Annotated in this window: 18 protein-coding genes; 8 read left to right on the top strand and 10 right to left on the bottom strand. The window is 72.6% G+C overall.

Annotated elements, in window-relative coordinates; all coding sequences use genetic code 11:
* Positions 1 to 2: 2 nt before the first annotated feature.
* Positions 3 to 662 (bottom strand): hypothetical protein, encoded by a 660-nt coding sequence (locus HOO61_RS12275; RefSeq protein ID WP_172259011.1) that lies wholly within the window; start codon positions 660 to 662, stop codon positions 3 to 5.
* Positions 663 to 694: 32 nt separating this feature from the next.
* Between HOO61_RS12275 and HOO61_RS12270 the strand changes: the two genes are divergently transcribed.
* Positions 695 to 1,051: an HIT family protein gene (locus HOO61_RS12270; RefSeq protein ID WP_172259010.1), complete on the top strand. Its 357-nt coding sequence runs from the start codon at positions 695 to 697 to the stop codon at positions 1,049 to 1,051.
* Here the strand turns inward: HOO61_RS12270 and proB are convergent.
* From proB to HOO61_RS12245, 5 genes are all read right to left on the bottom strand, one after another.
* Positions 1,048 to 2,181 carry a glutamate 5-kinase gene (gene proB, locus HOO61_RS12265; RefSeq protein WP_172259009.1) on the bottom strand — a complete coding sequence of 378 codons (1,134 nt, stop codon included), beginning with the start codon at positions 2,179 to 2,181 and terminating at the stop codon, positions 1,048 to 1,050. The two genes, HOO61_RS12270 and proB, sit on opposite strands and share 4 nt — an antisense overlap.
* Complete coding sequence (gene obgE / locus HOO61_RS12260; protein ID WP_216658881.1) at positions 2,171 to 3,736, bottom strand: GTPase ObgE; 1,566 nt, start codon at positions 3,734 to 3,736, stop codon at positions 2,171 to 2,173. The genes proB and obgE overlap by 11 nt, the downstream gene beginning before the upstream one ends.
* 162 nt (positions 3,737 to 3,898) lie before the next feature.
* Positions 3,899 to 4,153, bottom strand: a complete 255-nt coding sequence (gene rpmA / locus HOO61_RS12255; RefSeq protein ID WP_056908627.1) for a 50S ribosomal protein L27 — start codon at positions 4,151 to 4,153, stop codon at positions 3,899 to 3,901.
* Positions 4,154 to 4,196: 43 nt separating this feature from the next.
* Positions 4,197 to 4,496 carry a 50S ribosomal protein L21 gene (gene rplU / locus HOO61_RS12250; RefSeq protein WP_056908626.1) on the bottom strand — a complete coding sequence of 100 codons (300 nt, stop codon included), beginning with the start codon at positions 4,494 to 4,496 and terminating at the stop codon, positions 4,197 to 4,199.
* Between the two features lie 187 nt (positions 4,497 to 4,683).
* Positions 4,684 to 7,902: an Rne/Rng family ribonuclease gene (locus tag HOO61_RS12245; protein ID WP_172259008.1), complete on the bottom strand. Its 3,219-nt coding sequence runs from the start codon at positions 7,900 to 7,902 to the stop codon at positions 4,684 to 4,686.
* A gap of 437 nt (positions 7,903 to 8,339) precedes the next feature.
* Here HOO61_RS12245 and HOO61_RS12240 point away from each other — a divergent pair, with 437 nt between their 5' ends.
* Both HOO61_RS12240 and HOO61_RS12235 read left to right on the top strand, forming a co-directional pair.
* On the top strand, positions 8,340 to 10,112 hold the full coding sequence (locus HOO61_RS12240; protein ID WP_172259007.1) for a glycosyltransferase: 1,773 nt from the start codon (positions 8,340 to 8,342) through the stop codon (positions 10,110 to 10,112).
* Complete coding sequence (locus HOO61_RS12235; RefSeq protein ID WP_172259006.1) at positions 10,102 to 11,322, top strand: glycosyltransferase; 1,221 nt, start codon at positions 10,102 to 10,104, stop codon at positions 11,320 to 11,322. Before HOO61_RS12240 ends, HOO61_RS12235 begins: the two co-directional genes overlap by 11 nt.
* Here the strand turns inward: HOO61_RS12235 and HOO61_RS12230 are convergent.
* Together HOO61_RS12230 and HOO61_RS12225 are read right to left on the bottom strand one after the other, a co-directional pair.
* Entirely contained in the window at positions 11,277 to 11,996 is a 720-nt protein-coding gene (locus HOO61_RS12230) for a TIGR03936 family radical SAM-associated protein (protein WP_172259005.1), read from the bottom strand. The genes HOO61_RS12235 and HOO61_RS12230 overlap by 46 nt on opposite strands.
* A gap of 12 nt (positions 11,997 to 12,008) precedes the next feature.
* Positions 12,009 to 13,958, bottom strand: coding sequence for a hypothetical protein (locus tag HOO61_RS12225; protein WP_172259004.1), 1,950 nt, complete (start codon positions 13,956 to 13,958; stop codon positions 12,009 to 12,011).
* A gap of 57 nt (positions 13,959 to 14,015) precedes the next feature.
* On the opposite strand from HOO61_RS12225, the gene HOO61_RS12220 reads away from it, so the two are divergent.
* The 3 genes from HOO61_RS12220 to HOO61_RS12210 are packed head-to-tail and all read left to right on the top strand — an operon-like array spanning position 14,016 to position 16,107.
* Positions 14,016 to 14,819: a glycosyltransferase family 2 protein gene (locus HOO61_RS12220; RefSeq protein WP_172259003.1), complete on the top strand. Its 804-nt coding sequence runs from the start codon at positions 14,016 to 14,018 to the stop codon at positions 14,817 to 14,819.
* Positions 14,816 to 15,208 carry a DUF2304 domain-containing protein gene (locus tag HOO61_RS12215; RefSeq protein WP_172259002.1) on the top strand — a complete coding sequence of 131 codons (393 nt, stop codon included), beginning with the start codon at positions 14,816 to 14,818 and terminating at the stop codon, positions 15,206 to 15,208. The genes HOO61_RS12220 and HOO61_RS12215 overlap by 4 nt, the downstream gene beginning before the upstream one ends.
* Positions 15,205 to 16,107, top strand: coding sequence for a glycosyltransferase family 2 protein (locus HOO61_RS12210; RefSeq protein WP_367650139.1), 903 nt, complete (start codon positions 15,205 to 15,207; stop codon positions 16,105 to 16,107). The genes HOO61_RS12215 and HOO61_RS12210 overlap by 4 nt, the downstream gene beginning before the upstream one ends.
* A gap of 28 nt (positions 16,108 to 16,135) precedes the next feature.
* Here the strand turns inward: HOO61_RS12210 and HOO61_RS12205 are convergent, their stop codons facing one another.
* Positions 16,136 to 17,242: a glycosyltransferase family 1 protein gene (locus HOO61_RS12205; protein ID WP_172259001.1), complete on the bottom strand. Its 1,107-nt coding sequence runs from the start codon at positions 17,240 to 17,242 to the stop codon at positions 16,136 to 16,138.
* A gap of 10 nt (positions 17,243 to 17,252) precedes the next feature.
* A complete protein-coding gene (locus HOO61_RS12200; RefSeq protein ID WP_172259000.1) occupies positions 17,253 to 18,464 on the bottom strand; it encodes a hypothetical protein in 1,212 nt (403 codons plus the stop codon).
* A 120-nt stretch (positions 18,465 to 18,584) separates the two neighbouring features.
* Here HOO61_RS12200 and HOO61_RS12195 point away from each other — a divergent pair, with 120 nt between their 5' ends.
* Both HOO61_RS12195 and HOO61_RS12190 read left to right on the top strand, forming a co-directional pair.
* On the top strand, positions 18,585 to 19,526 hold the full coding sequence (locus HOO61_RS12195) for a hypothetical protein (RefSeq protein WP_216658880.1): 942 nt from the start codon (positions 18,585 to 18,587) through the stop codon (positions 19,524 to 19,526).
* Positions 19,523 to 20,638 carry an acyltransferase gene (locus HOO61_RS12190; protein WP_172258999.1) on the top strand — a complete coding sequence of 372 codons (1,116 nt, stop codon included), beginning with the start codon at positions 19,523 to 19,525 and terminating at the stop codon, positions 20,636 to 20,638. The genes HOO61_RS12195 and HOO61_RS12190 overlap by 4 nt, the downstream gene beginning before the upstream one ends.
* Positions 20,639 to 20,649 lie beyond the last annotated feature (11 nt).

The following is a 20,649-nucleotide window of genomic DNA, read 5'->3' as shown; positions in this document are numbered from 1 at the left end:
CCTCAGGCCATCCGCGACAGCCAGGGGTGCCCGGGGTAGAGCCGGCCCACGGACGCGCGCAGCCACTCGCGCGGCGCCGGGTCCAGGAGCGGCCACGTCACCTCGAGGTCCCGGTCGTCCTTGGGCCGGTGCAGCGCGGCCTTGTAGAGCAGGGTGACCTCGGGACGCAGGTAGCGCACGCCGTCGCCGGCCACCCAGGTCACGTCGTCGACCGGGGCCACGTGGTCGGGATCGCGCTTGCTCGTCCAGAGACCGTCCTGGTCGGGCGTGATGACGAGGTCGATGATCCACGGGTCAGCGGCACTGCGCCGGACCCAGACCTGGCTCCGGACGTCGAGCACCTCGCGGTGGCGGTCGTTGAAGGGCCGAAGTGTGCCGCCGTGGTTGCTCCACAGGTTCCAGTCGTCCCCGACGTGCTCGCGGAAGGCGGTGAGGTCGCAGGCGAGGATCGAGAGGTCCACGTCCTCGTGCTCGCGGGCGTGGCCGGTGAACGCCTCCACGGACCAGCCGCCGACGATCCACCACGGCCGGTCGAAGCCCGCCATGAAGCGGATCAGGCCGTCCGGGTCCAGCGGTGCCCACGCCCCGTACCAGCGGTAGAAGTGCTCGTCCTCGGCCACCTCCTCGGGAGTCCGGTGAAGGGGCTCGCGCTGGTCGGCCATGCGCCGACGCTACCCGTGGGAGGGTGTCGGCCGTGCGCACCCACGAGCGCGCCGGCTACGACTGTCCCTTCTGCCTCATCCAGCGTGGCGTGCACGACGAGCGCAACCGGCCCGCCGACGTGGTGGCCGTGACGGAGCACGCCTACGCCCGGATCTCCCCGAAGTGGTGGCCGGCCAACGACGGCGCCGTGCTGGTGATCCCGCGCGCGCACCACGAGAACCTCTACGGCATCCCCACCGAGGCCGGTCACGCCGTGTGGGACCTCACGCAGCAGGTGGCCGTCGCGATGCGCGATGGGTCACGCCCGCCCAGCGCACGCCGTACGCCGAGCGCCTCGCCGCCGTGCTCGAACTGCCCCGCGTCTTCGGCTGAGCGCCCGCCGCCCTAGAGCACGACGAGGTCGTCGCGATGGATGACCTCGCGCTCGTACGCCGTCCCCAGCGCGTGCTTCAGCTCCCGGGTCGAGCGGCCGAGGAGGGCAGGCAGCTCGTCGGCGTCGAAGTTCACGAGTCCGCGGCCCACCACCGTGCCGTCGGGGTCGACCAGGTCGACCGCGTCACCGGCGACGAACGCCCCGCCCACGGCGGTGATGCCGGCCGGGAGCAGCGAGGCGCGGCGCTCGACGATCGCGCGGACAGCCCCCTCGTCGAGCGACAGCGTGCCCTGACCCGACGTGGCGTGCGCCAGCCACAGCAGCCGGGTGGGGCGGCGCTTGCCGGTCGCCTCGAAGTGGGTGCCGACGTCCGCGCCGGACAGCGCGGCCGCGGCCTGGTCGGCGGAGGTCAGCACGACGTCGATGCCGGCACCGGTCGCGATCCGGGCCGCGTCGACCTTGGTGGTCATCCCGCCGGTACCGACACCGGCGGCACCGGCCGACCCCACGGTCACCGCCTCGAGGTCGTCCTCGGAGCTCACCACCGGGACCAGCTGTGCGCCGGGGCGCGACGGCGGGCCGTCGTAGAGGCCGTCGACGTCGGAGAGCAGCACCAGCAGGTCGGCGTGCACGAGGTGGGCGACGAGCGCCGCCAGCCGGTCGTTGTCACCGAAGCGGATCTCCGACGTCGCGACCGTGTCGTTCTCGTTGACGATCGGCACGACACCGAGCTCGAGCAGCTTGGCGAAGGTCTGGTGGGCGTTGCGGTAGTGCGCGCGCCGGGTGACGTCGTCGACGGTGAGCAGCACCTGGCCCGTGACGATGCCGTGCCGGGCGAACTCCTCCTGGTAGCGGTGCGCGAGCAGCCCCTGTCCCACCGACGCGGCGGCCTGCTGGGCGGCGAGACCACGGGGGCGACGCTTCAGCCCGAGGGGGGCGAGTCCCGCAGCGATGGCCCCCGACGACACGAGCACCACCTCGGCTCCGCCTCCGCGGGCGGCGGCGAGCACCTCCACCAGCTGCCGTACGCGTGCCGGGTCGATCCCCCCGGCGGCGGTGGTCAACGACGACGAGCCGACCTTGACGACGATGCGACGGGCACCGTCGACCAGGCTCCCTCGCGTGGCCGAGCGGTCAGTCGTCACTGCCGTCCCAGTCGGGGTCGTCCTTGCTGCCGATCTCGTAGGCCATCGGACCGACGCCGGAGCTGCCGGAGCTGCGGTTGGGGCCCTTCGTCCGGCGCTCCTCGTCGAGACGGCGGGCCACGTCGGCGCGGGCCTCCTCCTCCGACTTGGTCTCCATCGCCTCGGCGATGTCGCGACGCCGGTCGCGGGCCGGCCGGTCCTCGCGGAACCGCTCGTCCTCACCGCGTCGGCCGAGCATCTCGGCACCGGCCTCGATGCTGGGCTTGAAGTCGAAGACCACCGAGTTGTCGTCGGGGCCGATCAGGACCGCGTCGCCCTCCTGGGCGCCCATCTTCGCGAGCTTGAGCTCGACGCCCAGGCGGTTGAGGCGGTCGGCCAGGAAGCCCACGGCCTCCTCGTTGCTGAAGTCGGTCTGGCGCACCCAGCGCTCGGGCTTGGTGCCGCGCACCCGCCACCCCTCGTCGGTCGCGACGACCGTGAAGTCGTCGCCGCCGTCGACGGGCCGGGGCCGCAGCACGATGCGCTCCGCCTCGGCCGCCGGCGCGGCCTCCCGCGATGCCTCGACGATCTCGGCCATCGCGAAGGTGAGCTCGCGCAGCCCGGCTCCGGAGGCGGCGCTGACCTCGAAGACCCGCAGGCCGCGACCGCGCAGCTCCTCGACCACCATGTCCGCGATGTCCTGGCCGTCGGGGACGTCGACCTTGTTGAGGGCCACCAGCCGGGGCCGGTCCTCGAGGCCGCCGTAGCGGGCGAGCTCGCCCTCGATCACGTCGAGGTCGTCGAGCGGGTTGCGCCCGGGCTCGATGGAGGCGGTGTCGATGACGTGCACCAGCGCGGAGCAGCGCTCGATGTGGCGCAGGAAGTCGTGGCCGAGACCGCGGCCCTCGGCCGCACCCTCGATCAGGCCGGGCACGTCGGCGACCACGAAGGTGGTCTCGCCCGCGGTGACGACGCCGAGGTTGGGGATGAGGGTGGTGAAGGGGTAGTCGGCGATCTTGGGCCGGGCCCGCGAGATCGCGGCGATCAGCGACGACTTGCCCGCGCTCGGGAAGCCGACGAGGCCGATGTCGGCGACGACCTTCAGCTCGAGGCGTACGACGAGCTCGTCCCCGGGCTCACCCAGGAGGGCGAAGCCGGGCGCCTTGCGCTTGGAGGAGGCGAGGGCGGCGTTGCCGAGACCACCGCGGCCGCCCTGGGCGACGACGAGGGTCGTCCCGTGCCCGACGAGGTCGGCGAGCACGTGGCCGTCGGCGTCCTTGACCAGGGTGCCGTCGGGGACGGTCAGGACCAGGTCCTTGCCGTTGCCGCCGTTCTTGTGGTCACCGGCGCCCTGACCGCCGTTCTCCGCACGGCGCTTGGGGCTGTGGTGGTAGTCGACGAGGGTGGTGACGCTGGTGTCCACCTGCAGGATGATCGACCCGCCCTGGCCGCCGTTGCCGCCGTCGGGGCCGCCGAGGGGCTTGAACTTCTCCCTCTTGACCGAGGCGACGCCGTTGCCGCCGCGGCCCGCCGCGAGGTGCAGCGTGGCCTGGTCGACGAACGTGGGGATGGCCATGGGATTCCTTGCTGTTGGTGGTGCTGAAACCACAAAAGGCGCCCCAGAAGGGACGCCCAGTGGTGATGAGGCGGATCTCGAGACGAGTCGCTCAGCTCCTCGCAAGCTCGGACCTGAGCCGAGCTCTCCTCAATCTCCCGCCCGTGTGTCGACTTCGCGAGCTCAGTCGACGGGCGTGATGTTGACGACCTTGCGACCGCGGCGGGTGCCGAACTCGACGGCGCCGGCCTGCAGGGCGAAGAGGGTGTCGTCGCCGCCGCGACCCACGCCGGTGCCCGGGTGGAAGTGCGTGCCGCGCTGGCGGACGATGATCTCGCCGGCGCCGACGACCTGGCCGCCGAAGCGCTTCACGCCGAGGCGCTGCGCGTTGGAGTCACGACCGTTCTTGGTGCTCGCAGCACCCTTCTTGTGAGCCATTGTCCAGTCCTTTGGGAATGAAGAGTCGACCTCGAGCGAGTGCTCAGAGGGAGATGTCGGTGACCTTGACCTGGGTGTACTTCTGGCGGTGACCCTGGCGCTTCTTGTAGCCGGTCTTGTTCTTGTACTTCTGGATGATGATCTTCGGGCCCTTGGTGCGGCCGGTCACCTCGACGGTCACGCTCGCCTTGTCCAGGCCGGTCGCGGTCACCTTGTCGCCGTCGACCACCATCACCACGGGAAGGGTGAGGGTGTCGCCCGCGGCGGCCATCGCGTCGATCTCGATGACGTCGCCAACGGCAACCTTCTGCTGCTTGCTGCCACTGCGCACGACTGCGTACACGGCGAGTCACTCTCCTCGATACGAACTACAGGTAAGAAAACATTCGGGACTGCGCACGACACCGCCTGGTCGGGCGAGTACGCCGCGTGGCGGGCGCGCAGAATCGGTGCGTCGAACACCGAGGGTCAAGACTACGGGATCGGGTGCCGACCGGGCAAAACGAGGTCGGCCACCCTCTCCCGCGGGCTCAGCGCTTGCGTGAGCCCTTCTTCTTGATCGGGACGTGCTCGACGACCGGGGCCTCGCCCGGACCGCCGGACGACGTGTCGTCCGGAGCAGCTCCGTCGACCGCCGGCGTGCCGGCCCCGGCCTCGAGGCCCGCGGTCCCGGGCTCGACCACGCCCGTGGCCGGCACGGTGCCCACGCCCGACGGCGGGCCGGCGGGACGGCTGGCCGAGCGGCGACGCGTGCGCGTGACCACCTTCGGCTTCTCGGGCTCGATCGAGGGAGCCTCGGGCGTCGTCTCGGCCGGAGCTTCGGGCGCCGCCTCGACCGGAGCCTCGGGCGCCGCCTCGACCGGAGCCTCGGGCGCCGCCTCAGCCGGAGCCTCGACCTGCGCCTCAGAGGTCGTCGCGGCCGGAGCCTCAGGCGTCGCCTCGGCGGGAGCCTCGCTCGACGCCTCCTCGGCCGCCCGGTCGGCCCGTGCCATCGCGGCGACGTCCTTGGGCGACGGGGCGTGCGACGGGGCGTGGTGCGGCTCGGCAACCTTGGCGTTGCCGCCCTCGTTGCCGGTGCCGGGCTCCTCGTTGCCCGCACCGCGGCGACCGCGCCTGCGGCTCCCCCGACGGCCCTCGCCGTCGTCGGGTCGTGCGTCGGGGTCGACCGGCTGGTCCTTGATGACCACGCCGCGGCCGTGGCAGTGCTCGCAGTTCTCGCTGAACGCCTCCACGAGCCCGGTGCCGATGCGCTTGCGAGTCATCTGGACGAGGCCGAGCGAGGTCACCTCGGCGACCTGGTGCCGGGTGCGATCGCGACCGAGGCACTCGACGAGGCGGCGGACCACGAGGTCGCGGTTCGACTCGAGCACCATGTCGATGAAGTCGACGACGATGATGCCGCCGATGTCGCGCAGCCGGAGCTGACGCACGATCTCCTCGGCCGCCTCGAGGTTGTTCTTCGTGACCGTCTCCTCGAGGTTGCCCCCGGACCCGGTGAACTTGCCGGTGTTGACGTCGACGACGGTCATCGCCTCGGTGCGGTCGATGATGAGCGAGCCTCCCGAGGGCAGCCAGACCTTGCGGTCCAGCCCCTTCTGGATCTGCTCCTCGATGCGGTAGGTCGCGAAGACGTCGCCGCCGGTCGCGCCGCGCTCGAACTTCTCGAGGCGCTCGCCGAGGTCGGGAGCGACCGAGTCGACGTACCCGCGGACGGTCTCCCAGGCGTCGTCACCCTCGATGACGAGCTTGGCGAAGTCCTCGGTGAACAGGTCGCGCACGACCTTCAGGGTCAGGTCGGGCTCGCCGTAGAGCAGCTGCGGGCCGGAGCCCTTGTGGGTCGCCTTCTTCTCGATGTCCTCCCAGCGAGCCTTGAGGCGCTCGACATCGCGCGTCAGCTCCTCCTCGCTGGCACCCTCCGCCGCGGTGCGCACGATGACGCCTGCGGTGTCGGGGACGATCTGCTTGAGGAGCGTCTTGAGGCGACTGCGCTCGGTGTCGGGCAGCTTGCGGGAGATCCCGGACGTGGTGCCGTCCGGGACGTAGACGAGGAAGCGTCCGGCGAGGCTGACCTGGCTGGTCAGGCGGGCGCCCTTGTGGCCGACCGGGTCCTTGGTGACCTGCACGAGGACCATCTGACCGCTGGAGAGCACCGACTCGATCTTGCGCGGTTGCCCCTCCTTGTGGCCGAGCGACTGCCAGTTGACCTCACCGGCGTAGAGGACCGCGTTGCGGCCCTTGCCGATGTCGATGAAGGCGGCCTCCATCGAGGGGAGCACGTTCTGCACGCGGCCGAGGTAGACGTTTCCGATGAGGGAGGTCTGGGACTTGCGTGCGACGTAGTGCTCCACGAGGACCTTGTCCTCGAGCACGCCGATCTGCGTGAGGTCCTTGCGCTGGCGGATGACCATCACCCGCTCGACCGCCTCGCGGCGGGCGAGGAACTCGGCCTCGCTGACGATCGGCGCCCGGCGACGGCCGGCCTCGCGGCCCTCGCGGCGGCGCTGCTTCTTGGCCTCGAGGCGGGTGGAGCCCTGGACCGAGGTGATCTGGTCCTCGGCGGAGCGCGTCTTGCGCACCCGCGTGACGGTGTTGGGGTCGCCGTCGTCGGACGAGCCCTCCTCGCCGGCGCGGCGACGACGGCGGCGACGGCGCGAGGAACCCTCGCCGTTGCCGTCGGACGCCTGGGAGTCGCCGTCCGTCGGGCCGGAGGTCGAGGCCTCCGCGGTGTCGTCGGAGGTGTCGGCGGACCCGGTGTCGGAGTCGCCCTCCCCCTCGCCGCCCTCACCGGACTTGCGGCGACGACGACCGCCGCGGCGGCGACGACGGCGACCGGAGCCGCCCTCCCCCTCGCCGTCGGAGTCCTCCGACTCCGAGGTGTCGGGGGCGTCGGCGTCCGGGGCCTCGGAGGTGTCGGCGACGAGAGCGGTGCCGTCCTCGTCCTCCTCGGAGTCCGTCGCGTCGGTCGTCTCGGCGACGGACGTCTGGGCGGCCTTCCGGCCGGACTTCTTGGCAGGCTTCTCGGCGGCGGACTTCTTCGCCGCCGACTTCTTCGCCGCGGCCTTCTTGGCGGGTGCCGGAGTCTCCGAGGCCGCCTCGTCGGCCTCGTCGGCCTCGTCGGCCTCGACCGGGGCCTCGACCGGGGCCTCGACCGGGGCGGCCGCGGGCTTCTTGCGCGTGCGGCGAGTGGTCGTGGTGACGACCGGGGCCTGGAACAGCACCGCGTGACCGGCGTCGGACTCGGGGGCCGGAGCGGTCTCCGCGACCTCCGGCTGGGGTGCTGCGGCGGCCTTCTTGGCGCTGGTCCGCTTGGCGGCCGCCTTCTTGGCAGGCGCCTTCGCGGCGGACTTCGCGGCGGACTTGCGCGCCGTCGCCTTCTTCGCGGGTGCCGGGGCGTCCTCGGTCACGTCGGCAGCCTGGGGCTCAACGGCGGGGGGCTCAACGGCGTCGGGCTCAGGCGTCGCGGCGGCCTTCTTCGCGGCGCTCTTGCGCGCCGGCGCCTTCTTGGCAGGCGCCCGGCGGGAGGCGGTCTTGCGGACGACGGGTTCGTCGGCGTCGCCGGCCGCGGGAGCAGGATCGGGGGCGGCGGCGGCCGGTGCGGCAGCCGCCTTCTTGGCGGGTGCCTTGCGCGTACGACGTGTCACGACGGGCGCGGCGGGCGAGGTGTCCGCGGTCGGCTCGTTCCCCGCCTCTGGAGTGGCGGACCCGGACTCGGTGCGCTCGGGCTGGTCGGGCTGGTCATCACTGAGCATGTGGTGCTCCTCGGGCACCGTGACGGTGCCGGTACGGCGTCCGCCCCTCTCGCATGGCGATCAGTGGGACGCAAAGCTTCTGTGGCGGCGACCCCCTCCGCGGGTGCGTCTCCGGCCGGCCGGTGCGCCACCCGCCGCGGTCGCCGGGCCACGCGAGTCGCTGTCACCGACTCCTGTGGCCGCGTCGCGGTCCGGTGACGTCCACCCACCCGGGGTGCCGACCGCTGGTGCGGCCGGCGAGAACGTCGTCGGCTCGACGGATCCCGACGGTGGTCAGGGCGTCGAACGTGGCGAGTATCGCACACCGCCCGCCTCCGACCCCAAGGCGCGCGGCGGCCGGGCGTGCCGGGGTCCGCCGATATGCTCCCCGGGCATCCGGATGCACCGTCCGATCCTCACCACGTCCGCACCACATCCTCAGCAGGGGGACGCCCGAGTTGGCCACGACAGAGCGCAAGATCCACCGACGCGAGGTCAGCGACGCCGACCTGCTGCGCGAGTCCGAGCTGTTCGACGAGGAGTTCTACCTCCAGCAGCTCCCCAAGCTCCGCGAGCAGGGCAAGGACCCGGTCCAGCACTACCTCACCCGCGGCGGCTTCAACGGCAAGGATCCGTCGGCGGCCTTCTCGTCGCGCTCCTACCTCCAGCGCAACCCGGAGGTGGCGGCGGCGAAGATCAACCCGCTGGTGCACTACCTGCGCATCGGCCGGGCGGAGGGCAGGAGCATGAACCCCCTGGCCGACGACATCGCACTGATCGTCGAGTCGGGCCTGTTCGACCCCGACTACTACCGGCACTTCCACCCCGACCTGCCCGAGGACGCCGACCTCGTCCGCCACTACCTCCGCTTCGGCGCCCGTCGTGGCGACGACCCCAGCGAGCTGTTCTCCACCACCGGCTACCAGCGCCAGAACGTCGACGTCGCCAAGAGCGGCGCCAACCCGCTGCTGCACTACCTGCGCTTCGGACGGCACGAGGGACGGATCGCGCCCCGCGGCCGGCTGCGCGAGCCCTACTTCGACAGCCTGTTCGCCCAGCAGTGGGCGCAGCTCGCGCCGCTGCCGGTCGCCCACCTCACGTCGGTGACGCCGCGGGTGACCGTGCTGACCGACAGCGTGGGGCCGTCCAGCCTGTTCGGCGGCGTCGGCACCTCGGTGATCCTCGCGATCCTGCTGGCCAACCGCTTCGGCGCCACCCTCCGCATCGCCACCCGTACCGAGGCCCCGGACCCGAGCGTCGTCGCCACCCTCGAGCAGGCGTCCGGCGTCCGGCTCGAGGGCGCGCTGGAGACGGCGTACGTCCCGGTGTCGGGCGACGCCGAGCTGGCGGTCGCCGACGACGAGATCGTCATGACCACCTCGTGGTGGACGACCCGCGCCACGCTCGGCAGCACGGTCCCCCGCGAGCAGGTGCTCTACCTCCTGCAGGAGGACGAGCGGATGTTCTACGCCTTCGGCGACGAGCGACTGATGTGCAGCGAGACCCTCGGCGAGCGCGGCTTCACCGTGGTCGTCAACACCCAGCGGCTGCTCGACCACCTCGGGTCACCCGACAACTACCCGCACCTGGCCGAGGAGGCCATCGCGCTCACCCCGGCCTTCCCCGGCGGGCTGCCGCGCGACGGCGCCGGCCTGGCCCCGCGGCCCGAGGGCAAGCGGCGGCTCTTCTTCTACTCGCGCCCGGAGAACGCCCGCAACCTCTTCTGGCGCGGCGGCACCGTCCTCTCCCGCGCCGTCGAGCAGGGCGTCCTCGACCCCGACGAGTGGGAGCTGTACCTCGTCGGACGCCGCACGCCCGACCTGACCTTCCCGCGCGACACCAGGCCCCTCGTCGTCGAGGGCCTCAACTGGCTCGACTACCAGGCGCTCGTGCACACGATCGACGCCGCGCTGGTGCTGATGGACACGCCCCACCCGTCCTACCCGCCGCTCGACCTCGCCGCCGCGGGCGTCCCCGTGCTGACCAACACCCACGGCAGCAAGCAGGACCTGAGCGACTACTCGGCCAACATCCTCACCGCCCCGGCCACGGTCGACGGGCTGCTCGAGGGCATGCAGCGGCTGCTCGCGCTGTCCGACGACCGGGAGCAGCGGGCGGCCAACCTGCGGGCCGACTCCATCGAACGCGACTGGACGACGAGCCTCGCCCCCACCGTCGACGCCCTCGTCGAGCGCTTCGCCGCCGTGATGCGGTCCGGCGATGTTCGCTGACCTCCCCCGTCCCACCGGACCGCTGCCGGTGCTGTGGGACAGCACGGTCACGCAGCGCGTGGGACGGATGCTCGACGGCGACGTGAAGGTGGCCTGGTTCTACGGCCAGCCCGACACCAGCACCTTCCGCTACCGCGTGGCCAACGTGGTCGAGGCCGTCAACAGCGACCCCGACGGCGTGGTCGGCGCCGGCTGGTTCAGCGACGACGACATCCCGTCCGTGCTCCCGGTCGTGCCGCAGCTCGACGCGATCGTGCTCGCCCGCCACCGCTACGGCGGCAACGTGCGACGCCTCGCCGCGACGGCCGCGCGCGCCGGCCTACCCCTCCTGTTCGACACCGACGACCTCGTGTTCGACACCTCCTACGCCGGCCTCGTCATGGACTCGCTGGGGCGCGACGCCACGGTGAGCCTGGACTGGGACGTCTGGTTCTCCTACATGGGGCGGCTCAACGCCACGCTCGGGTTGTGCGAGGGCGCGTTCACGACCAACCAGACGCTCCGCGCCGAGCTCGCCCGCCACCTGCCCCTCGAGCACGTCCACGTGGTGCCCAACGTGCTCAACCGCGTGCAGCAGGAGTACAGCCGCACCCTCCTCGAGGCCAAGCAGTCGTCCGGCTACCGGCGCACGGGCCCGGTGACCATCGGCTACTTCAGCGGCACCCCCTCGCACGTGCGCGACTTCACCGTCGCCGCGCCCGCGCTGGCCCGCCTGCTCGCCCGCGACCCCGACGTGGACGTCCGGATCGCCGGGTTCCTCGACGACGTCGGACCGCTGGAGGAGTTCCGCGACCGCATCGAGTTCGTGCCGTTCATGCACTACGTGGAGCTGCAGCACTCGATCGCGGAGGTGGAGGTCAACGTCGCGCCCCTCCAGCACAACGCCTTCAACGTCTGCAAGTCGGACCTGAAGTTCTTCGAGGCCGCCGTGGTCGGCACGTGGACGGTCGCGTCGCACACGCCGTCGCTCGACGCCGCCATCACCGACGGGGTGACCGGGCGGCTGGCCCGCGATCACGAGTGGGACGGCGCCCTCGCCGAGGCGGTCGACCTCGCCCGCGACACCGAGCGCTACGCCGCGACGATGTCGGCCACCGCCGAGCAGGCCCACAGCACCTGGGCGTGGGACTCGGTCGCGGCGTCCGTGCGTCGGGCGCTGGAGGCTCAGCTGGCGAAGGGGTCGCCCACCTCGCCCGTCGCCTCGTCGTAGGGACCCTGGTCGAGCCGGGTCAGCAGCGCCGGACCGGCCGGGTCCAGCCCGCCGAGCCGCGTCATCCCCGAGAGGATGTCGTCGGCCCGCACGGCCGGCTCCCCGTGCCGCAGGACCAGCTCGACGGTCGTCTGTGCCCCCTCGGCCGCGTCGACGACCGCGAGCGACGACACGGCCCCGCGGGCGTCGAAGCTGCGCAGACCGCGCTTGGTCATCCGCTCGACCGTGACCTCCGGAGCGGCGAGGAACGCCTCCACCGCGCGCTGGGCGTCGGGACGGGGTACGTCGACCTCGATCCGCCAGCGACTGGCCTGGAGCCGGTCGGAGAGCGAGCCGCCCGGCGACTCCACCACGGCCAGCACATCGAGCCCGGGCGGGAGCGAGGCGTCGAGCAGCTCGTGCACCTCGGCCGGGACCAGCACCTCCGCGAGGGCCAGCTCGAGGTACTCGGCCTCGCTCGCAGCCCCCGTGGGTGAGGCGCCGGCGTAGGAGATGCGCGGGTGCGGGTTGAAGCCGGACGAGTAGGCCATCGGGATGCGCGCGCGGAAGACGGCGCGCTCGAACGCGCGGGAGAAGTCGCGGTGGCTGGTGAACCGCAGCCGGCCGCGCTTGGCGTAGCGGACGCGGAGGCGCTGGACCGGGGGTGGCTGCTGGGGAGGATCCTGTCGGGGCATGGCGGGGTCAGGCTATCGCCCGGCCCGCTCCTCGACCGAGTAGACCCAGCGCGGCTCCCCGCCCCAGTCGAAGGTGCGCTCGGGACGCAGGCAGTCGAGGTCGAGCTCGCGCTTGGCCACGACGGTCGTCAGCCGGGGCAGCCGCTCCGCGACGACGCAGGGCGAGCCGGCGACGTGGATCACGTCGGGCGTCGGGTTGGTCCACTCGAGCTCGTCACGGCCCGACCACGAGAACCAGATGTAGGCCCCGCCACGGTTCCACACCTCCTCGTGCTCCCGGCCCGGGTCGAGGCGGCCCCAGACCTCCGGGTCGGGCCCGGACATCTGGCGCCCGGAGAACGCCGGGACGCCGGTGGCCATCATCAGCGCGTCGACCGAGTAGTGGTCCGAGGCCCAGACGCCCCCGTCCGCACGGGCGGCGTCCCCGTCCTGCTCCATCTGCTGGGCGACCTCGGTGCCGCGCAGGTCGCCGAGCCCGACGAGCACCGGGTTGACGTCCCACACCAGGGAGAACGCGAGTGCTCCGCCGAGGACGTAACCAGCCGCGTGGCGGGGCCACCGGGTCAGCAGGAAGACGACCACTCCCACTCCCCCGGCAGCCACCCAGACGGTGGCCAGCGACATGTCCGGGAGGTTCTGCACCCGCAGGACGGACCCGGCGTAGCCGGACACGAGCGCGGCGGCCCCGGCCGCGACCACCGCGAGCGTGCGGGTGCCGCGCTCCGCCGCGCCCGGCAGGACGAGGCACAGGAGGATGACGGCGAGGTGACCGAGCACCTGCGCGTCCCGTGCCGGCGGGACCATGTTGACGAGCGGGAGGCGTGAGCCCACGGTCCCGAAGTCGAGCATCGTCCAGAGCGCCCACCACCCGGTCGAGGCGGCGACCGCGACCACGGCCCAGCGGTGGCCGGGCACCCGCCACTGCACGCCGCGCACCAGCAGCAGGAGCGCGGGCACGAGCGCGACGAGGAAGGCCGAGGAGATCTCCGACGCGTTGGACCCGACCACGGTCACGCCGTCGGCGAGGACCCCGAGGTGGGTCGCCCCGAACAGCGACTGCACGGCGGCGGCCGTCCCGGTCAGCACCCGGGTGCCGGGGTAGACGGTGTCCGCCGAGGCGGCGATCGCGGCGCGGCTCTCCCAGTAGACGGCCGCCAGGAGCAGCAGGGTCAGCACGCCCACGCCGGCCACTACCGCGAGGCGGCGGCCCCGTCCGGGCCGCGGTGCCAGCAGCCCGGCGACCATCGCCAGGACCACGACGGGCACCAGCACCACCGCCCACGGCGGGTAGAGCAGCGGCGTACGGACCAGGAGGGCCGCGGCGAGCAGCGACCAGGCGCCGGCCGCCGCCCAACGTCGGTCGTCGACCCCGCGGACGGCCCGTTCGAGCGCGACCGCGCCGGCGAAGGCGAACCCGAGGAGGTTGGCGTGGGTGCCGGACCACCACGCGTTGGCCGGCGAGAAGAGGATCAGCGCCGCGGCGAACCAGCCGATCCAGCGGCTTCCGGTGAGGGTGCGGAAGAACGCGGGCGCCGCCAGCAGCAGGAGCAGGACGCCCAGCCAGTGCCGCGCGGCGAACAGCACGCTGTCGGGCAGCCAGGGCCCCGCACGCTGGACCGTGCCGTCGAGGAAGAGCACCGACGTCACCGGACCCGACGGCAGCACGTTCAGGACGGCCTGCTGCGCCGTGAGCGGGTTGTGGTCCTCGGTCCGGCCGGTCGCCTGCACGCCCAGCACGAGCGGGGTCGCGGTCAGGAACTCGTCCGAGCGCGTGGCCCGTGCCTCCCCGAGCATCACGCCGGTGGGGTCGGCCGGGTCGACCCGGAGCTCCGGTGCCCCGATCGAGGACTGGGACACCCCCGCCAGTGAGACGAGGAGGTAGAGGACGACCGGCGCGACGACGTGCCACGGGAGGGAGGCGAGCCGGGTCCGACGCGGTGCGCCAACAGTTGCGTGGCCCACCGGGACGAGGCCTCCTGAGGAGTTGGACGGACGAGCGGCCGCGATAGTATCGCGGCCATGTCTGGCGAGCGCGTGCTGATCATCGTGCCCGCGTGGAACGAGCAGGACGCCATCGGCGGGACCATCGCCGAGATCCGTCAGTGCGTCCCCCACGCCGACCTGCTCGTCATCGACGACGGGTCCCACGACCTGACCGCGCAGCGGGCCCAGGCGGCCGGGGCGACCGTGTGCCCGTTGCCCTTCAACCTCGGCGTGGGTGGCGCCATGCGCACCGGCTACCGCTACGCCCTGCGTCACGGCTACGACGCCGCCGTGCAGATCGACGCCGACGGCCAGCACGACCCGCGCTACCTCGCGCGCCTGCTCGACCAGCTCGGCACCGCCGACGTCGTGATCGGTGCCCGCTTCGCCACCCCCGACGACCCCTACAAGGTGCGGGGACCGCGGCGTTGGGCCATGGTCCTGCTCGCACGCGTGCTCTCGCGACTGGCGCACACGCGGCTCACCGACGTGACCTCCGGGTTCCGGGTGTCCAACCGCCGCGCCATCTCGGTCTTCGCCACCCACTACCCGGCCGAGTACCTCGGCGACACCGTGGAGTCGCTGGTGATCGCGGCCCGCGCCGGCTGCACGATCACCCAGGTGCCCGTCACGATGCGGGCCCGCGTCGCGGGACGCGCGTCGCACTCCCCGGTGAAGGCGGCCGTCTACCTCTGCCGCGCGATGGTGGCGCTCGTGCTGGCGCTGGTGCGCGACTGGCCCGCCCAGCTCGAGGAGGGGGCGACGGCCGACGACCTCGAGGCCGAGCCGGTCGCGGCCGGGGCCCTGCCCGCCAATCCCCACGAGGAGGCCCACCCGTGAGCGGCGTCACGATCCTCGGGCTGGTCGGCTCGGTCATCATCCTGCTCGCGCTGTTCGAGATGATGCGCCGCCACCGGCTGCGCGAGAAGTACGCCCTCATCTGGGCACTGGTCGCACTGTCGATCATCACGGTCGCGGCCTTCCCGGCGATCCTCATCCGCACCTCGCAGGCCATCGGCCTCGAGGTGCCCGCCAACCTGCTGTTCTTCGGCGCCTCGATGGTCATCATGGTGCTCACGCTGCAGCACAGCTCCGAGCTCGGGCGTCTCGAGGAGCGCACCCGCACCCTCGCCGAGGAGATCGCCCTGCTCCGCCTCGAGATCGACCAGCACCGCCACGCCGGCGGTGCGCTCCGCACCGGCGAGCCCAGCGACGAGCCGCGCGAGTGAGCGCCGCGACCCCGAGCCCGCTGGAGGTCTTCATCCCCTTCTGGGGTGACCCCGCGCTGCTCTACGCCACCGTCGCGAGCGTCAAGGCCCAGACCGACCCCGGCTGGACGATCACCGTCGTCGACGACTGCTACCCCGACCCGGGGGTCGCCGAGCACTTCGCCGCGGAGGACGACCCGCGGATCACCTACGTCCGCAACGAGACCAACCTGGGCATCACCGACAACTACCAGCGCTGCCGCGAGCTGGCCTCGGGTGAGCTGATGATGTTCATGGGCTGCGACGACCTCATGCACCCGACGTTCGTCGAGACCGTGAAGGCCGCCCACCGCGAGTTCCCGACGGCGGCCACGATCCAGGTCGGCGTCCAGGTCATCGACGAGAACGGTGCTCCGATCGACCCGCTGACCGACCGGGTCAAGCGCGCGATCCGGCCGTCGGTCGAGCGGCGCACGGAGCTCTCGGGCGAGCGGCTGGCCACCAGCCTGCTGCGGGGCGCCTGGCACTACTGGCCCGCCCTGGTCTTCCGCACCGAGGCGCTGCAGCGCTACGCCTTCCGCGACGGCCTGCCGATCATCCAGGACCTCGCCCTGCTGATCGACATGACGGCCGCCGGCGAGTCCCTTGTGCTCGACCCGACCGTCTGCTTCTCCTACCGTCGCCACACGCAGAGCGCCTCCGCGAGCAGCCTGCTGCACGGCACCCGCTTCGCCGACGAGCGTCGCTACTACGCCTCCGCCGCCGCGCAGATGGGCGATCGCGGGTGGAGCCGTGCCGCCCGCACGGCGCGTTTGCGCTGGACCTCGCGGCTGCACGCGGTGACGTTGCTGCCCACCGCGCTGCGCCAGCGCGAGCGCAGCGCCGTACGGTCCCTGCTCGCGCACGCGACCGAGCGCTGAGCCCGGGCCACCCCCCGGCGACGAGGGGTCAGCGGCGACCGCCCAGCGCGGTCCGGAAGACGTCGAGCGTCTCGCGAGCGACCCGCTCCCAGCTGAACTGGGCGGCCTGCTCGAGGCCCGCGGCGGCCATGACGGGCAGCACCTCGGGCTTCGTCGCGACCGTGCGGATCGCGTCGGCGATGGAGTCGAGGTCGTAGGGGTCGAACCACAGGGCGGCGTCTCCCCCGACCTCGCGCAGGACCGGGAGGTCGGAGGCGATGACGGGCAGGCCCAGCACCATCGCCTCGAGGATCGGCAGGCCGAAGCCCTCGGCCAGGGTCGGGAAGGCCATTGCCCGGGCGCGGGAGCGCAGGTCGGCGAGCTCGTCGTCGTCCACCCAGCCGCGGAGCTCGACCCAGTTGCCCATTCCGGTCTCCGCGACCACCGGCGCCAGCGGGTCCTCGCCGCGGCCGCCCGTGATCACCAGCCGCGGACGAGCCTCCTCCTCGACCAGCGCGAGGGCGCGGATCAGCCGGTCCCAGTTCTTGTGGGGGCGTCGCTGGCCGCTCGCCAGGAGCAGGTTGTCGGTGGCGCGGTCGAGCGACGGCGGGGTGTCGGGGTGCTCGGCCGCGAGGAGGGTGACGTGCAGGCGCTCTCGCGGGAAGCCGAGGTACTTCACTATCTCGTCGGCCGAGACCTGGCTGTCGGTGATGACGTGGGAGGCGTTGGCGGCTCCCCGCTTCTCCATCCACATGACCGGGCGCGTGTAGAGCGGGGTCGTCATCAGCTCCGGGTGGCTCCAGTAGAGCATGTCGTGGATGGTGATGACGGTCGGCATCGAGGTCCACATCGGGCCGAGCGTGGCCGGTGAGTGCACGAGGTCCGCGCGGCGGCGCCGGGCGACCCAGCTCGACGCGACCAGCTCTCCGAAGGCCCACACGAAGCGGTTCTCGCCGCTGATGCGCGAGGCGACCACCTCGCCGGGGAACCAGGACAGGTCGAGGCGGGCCCCCTCCTTGCTGGCGAACGCCACGAAGTCGAGGCCGGTGTCGAGCTGGCCGAGCGCGCGGTAGAGCTCACGCGTGTAGGTCTCCATCCCGCCCTTCGTGCCGGTGTAGGACAGCATGTCGACGAGGACGAGGGGACGCTCTGGCACGGCCCAGACCCTAACGGATGCGCCGCCGCCCCCAGACGAGGTGCACGAGCACCCCGACCGCCGGGCCGACCAGCAGCGACGTCACGACGCGGGCCTCGAGCATCCCCGGCACGAGCAGCACCCCGAGGGTCGTCACGGTGGCGGCGATCCAGCCCGCGAGGTGGACCGTGTGGTGGTCCAGTGCCACGGCCGCCGCTCCGGTCACCGTGAGCACCGCGACCAGCCCCGCACCGAGGACGAGGCCCGCGAAGACGGGCCCGTCGACGTGGTAGTCGGGGTTGACCAGCCGGAGCGCCCAGGGCCCGACGGGCCACGCCGCCAGCGCGCCGACCGCGGTGACGGCGCCGAGCCCGACCAGCACCGGCACCAGCGCGCGCACGCCGTGCGCGGCCACCTTCGACACGACGACGTTCTGGTAGGCGCCGAGCGGAACGAGCAGCGGGGCGCGGCACAGCGAGACGGCCAGCACGAGGGGCGCCGCCCCCGCGAAGACGTCGTCGGGTGTGGTCACCCGCAGCAGCACCGGGTAGCCGACGAGCAGCAGCGCCGAGACGCCGGTGGCCGAGCAGGAGGCGACGAGCCGCCGGAGCAGTCCGCGTACGTCGGCCTCCACGCGCTGGTTCCAGAGGTCGCGGTAGCGGCGCGAGAACAGCGTCGCCAGGAGCCAGAAGCCAGACGCGACCGCGCTGGCCACCGCGAAGCCGGTGACGCTGGCGGCGGTGAGCGCCACGACGACGAAGAGGAGCAGGCGTGAGGCCGTCTCGCCGGCGACCAGCAGGCTGTAGCCCGACCAGGCCCCCCGACCCGACGCGACGCCGGACACGGCGACGTGGACGGCGAACAGAGCGCTGCCGAGCGCGGTGGCGCCGAGCAGGGCCAGCCAGTCGGCGCCGAGCACAGCAGGCGCCCAGACCAGCCCGCTCAGGGCGACGACGGCCACGAGCGTGAGCCCGAAGCCCACGACCACCGGCATCAGCGGCGTGGTCGCGGGCCGGTCGTCGCGGGCAGTGGTCACGGCGCGCGTGGTCTCGGTGGTGACGCCGATGAGGACGCCGTAGAGCGCGAAGACCGTGCCCCAGAAGACGAGGAACTCGGCGTTGTCGGCCGGGCTGAGCGTCCGGGCGGCGAGGATGAGCGCGAGGTAGCCCGAGACGCCGCTGACCAGGGACGCACCGAGGACGAGGGCGGTCGGCGAGCCCACCAGCTGCGATCGTCTCGACACGATCAGCCATCGTAGGCGTGGGCACCCGCCGTCGAGGCACCGGCGCGACCGCTCCGCGGTGACGGCGCGGTGGACCTGTATCGTCCGAGCCGTCCGAGACGCCGACACACAGGGGACGACATGCTGCGAGAGCGACTGGTGGCGGGCTCACCGCGGGTGGCCCAGGTGCTCCAGCAGGTGCGCGCGCAGACGCCGGGTCAGCTCACCCGGGAGATCGAGCTCAACCGGGTGCTGACGGGCACGATGCTGGCGCGCCAGCTGCCGGCGAGCGTGTCGTCGCTGCGCGAGGTGGAGTTCCGCGTGTTCTCCCAGTTCGGCGACGACGGCATCATCCAGTACCTGCTCCAGCACGTGGACGCTCCCGAGAGCTTCATCGAGTTCGGCGTGGAGACCTACCGCGAGTCCAACACCCGCTTCCTGCTGGTCAAGGACAACTGGCGGGGCCTCGTCATCGACGGCAGCGAGGCCAACGTCGCGAGCATCACGACGATGGCGGAGCACTGGCGCCACGACCTCACCGCCGTCGCCAGCTTCATCACGCGCGAGAACATCAACGACCTGTTCACCTCGGCCGGCTTCACCGGCGAGGTGGGCCTGCTGAGCATCGACATCGACGGCAACGACTACTGGGTCTGGGAGGCGATCGAGGTCGTCTCCCCCGTCGTCGTCGTCGCGGAGTACAACAGCGTCTTCGGCCCGGAGGCCAAGGTGACCGTCCCCTACGCGGCCGACTTCACGCGGCGCGCGGCGCACCACTCCCACCTCTTCTTCGGCGCCTCGCTCGGTGCCCTGTGCGACCTCGCCGAGCGCAAGGGCTACGCCTTCGTCGGCAGCAACAGCAACGGCAACAACGCCTACTTCGTCCGGCTCGACCAGCTCGGCGACCTCCGGGCGCTGTCGGCGGCCGAGGGCTACGTCGAGTCCCGTTTCCGCGAGTCGCGCGACGCCTCGGGCAACCTCACCCACCTCTCCGGCAGCGCGCGCCTCGACGAGATCGCCCACCTGGTGGTGCAGGACCTCACCACCGGCTCGCAGCGCCCGCTGCGCGACGCGGTCGGATGACCGTCCCCCAGCTGCGCGGCGTACGCCTCGCGGACCGGCTCGGCAGCAGGGAGAACAACTTCGACGTGCTCCGGCTGATGGCGGCGTGGTCGGTCCTGGTGTCACACTCCTTCGCCCTCGTCGGGCGCGAGGAGCCGCTGCACCAGTTCGGCACGACGCTGGGCAACGTCGGCGTCCTGGTCTTCTTCGCCGTCAGCGGCCTGCTGATCCGCCGCAGCTGGGAGCACGACCCGTCGCCGCGCGACTTCTGGGTCAAGCGCGCCCTGCGCCTGCTCCCCGCCCTGGCGACGGTCGCGCTCGTGACCGCCTTCGTGCTGGGGCCGCTCGTGACGAGCCGGTCGTTGTCGTCGTACTACTCGTCGTGGGAGACGTGGATCTACCCGGTGCGGGTCACCCTGCTCTACACGTTCGGGGCGCCGCTCCCGGGCGTCTTCGAGGGCAACCTCTACCCCGGGGTCAACGGGCCGCTGTGGAGCCTCCCGGTCGAGGTCTTCGCCTACTTCTGCCTCTTCCTGCTGGGGCTGGCGGGCCTGCTGGGCCGCCGGTGGCTGGTCACGACGTTCGCCGGGCTCAGCCTGGTGTGGGCGGCCTGGTGGGTGACCGTGACGTCGGAGGCCGTCGGCGCGACCTACGTCTTGTCGGCCTTCGCGCTCGGTGCCGCCGCCTACACGTGGCGCGACCGGATCGTGCTCGCGTGGCCCGTCGCCCTGGCCCTGGTGCCGCTCTGCGTCGCGTCGGGACTCGGCCCCGACGCCGTCCGGGTGCTGGTGTGGACGCCGGCGGCGGTCTACCTGTCCTACTGGTTCGCCTACGCCGTCCGCCCCGTGGGGCAGGTGCTCGTCCGATGGGGTGACGCGTCCTACGGCGTCTACATCTGGGCGTTCCCGGTGCAGCAGGCTCTGGTGCAGTGGGGCGTGGACGACCCCTGGGTGATGATGGCCCTCGCGACTCCGGTGGTGTGGCTGCTGGCGATCGCGTCGTGGCGGCTCATCGAGCGACCGGCGCTGCGTCACAAGCCTCGTCCGACGGCACCGCCGGCGGGCGACCACCCGTCCTCGTCGGAGCCCGGTCCCGGTGACCCGGTTCGGGGTTCACAGCCCGGCGGAAGCTAGGCTCTGCCCTC

Origin of the sequence: Nocardioides sp. zg-1230 (assembly GCF_013155335.1) — a bacterium.
In the GTDB taxonomy this organism is placed as follows: Bacteria; Actinomycetota; Actinomycetes; order Propionibacteriales; family Nocardioidaceae; genus Nocardioides.
This window is presented reverse-complemented; position numbering and strand designations above follow the sequence as displayed.

Coding starts and splice junctions, on each gene's coding strand:
- obgE (WP_216658881.1), bottom strand. CDS start 3,736: ATGGCCATCCCCACGTTCGTCGACCAGGCCACGCTGCACCTCGCGGCG.
- HOO61_RS12275 (WP_172259011.1), bottom strand. CDS start 662: ATGGCCGACCAGCGCGAGCCCCTTCACCGGACTCCCGAGGAGGTGGCC.
- HOO61_RS12190 (WP_172258999.1), top strand. CDS start 19,523: ATGACCGTCCCCCAGCTGCGCGGCGTACGCCTCGCGGACCGGCTCGGC.
- rpmA (WP_056908627.1), bottom strand. CDS start 4,153: ATGGCTCACAAGAAGGGTGCTGCGAGCACCAAGAACGGTCGTGACTCC.
- HOO61_RS12195 (WP_216658880.1), top strand. CDS start 18,585: ATGCTGCGAGAGCGACTGGTGGCGGGCTCACCGCGGGTGGCCCAGGTG.
- HOO61_RS12220 (WP_172259003.1), top strand. CDS start 14,016: ATGTCTGGCGAGCGCGTGCTGATCATCGTGCCCGCGTGGAACGAGCAG.
- HOO61_RS12235 (WP_172259006.1), top strand. CDS start 10,102: ATGTTCGCTGACCTCCCCCGTCCCACCGGACCGCTGCCGGTGCTGTGG.
- HOO61_RS12245 (WP_172259008.1), bottom strand. CDS start 7,902: ATGCTCAGTGATGACCAGCCCGACCAGCCCGAGCGCACCGAGTCCGGG.
- HOO61_RS12230 (WP_172259005.1), bottom strand. CDS start 11,996: ATGCCCCGACAGGATCCTCCCCAGCAGCCACCCCCGGTCCAGCGCCTC.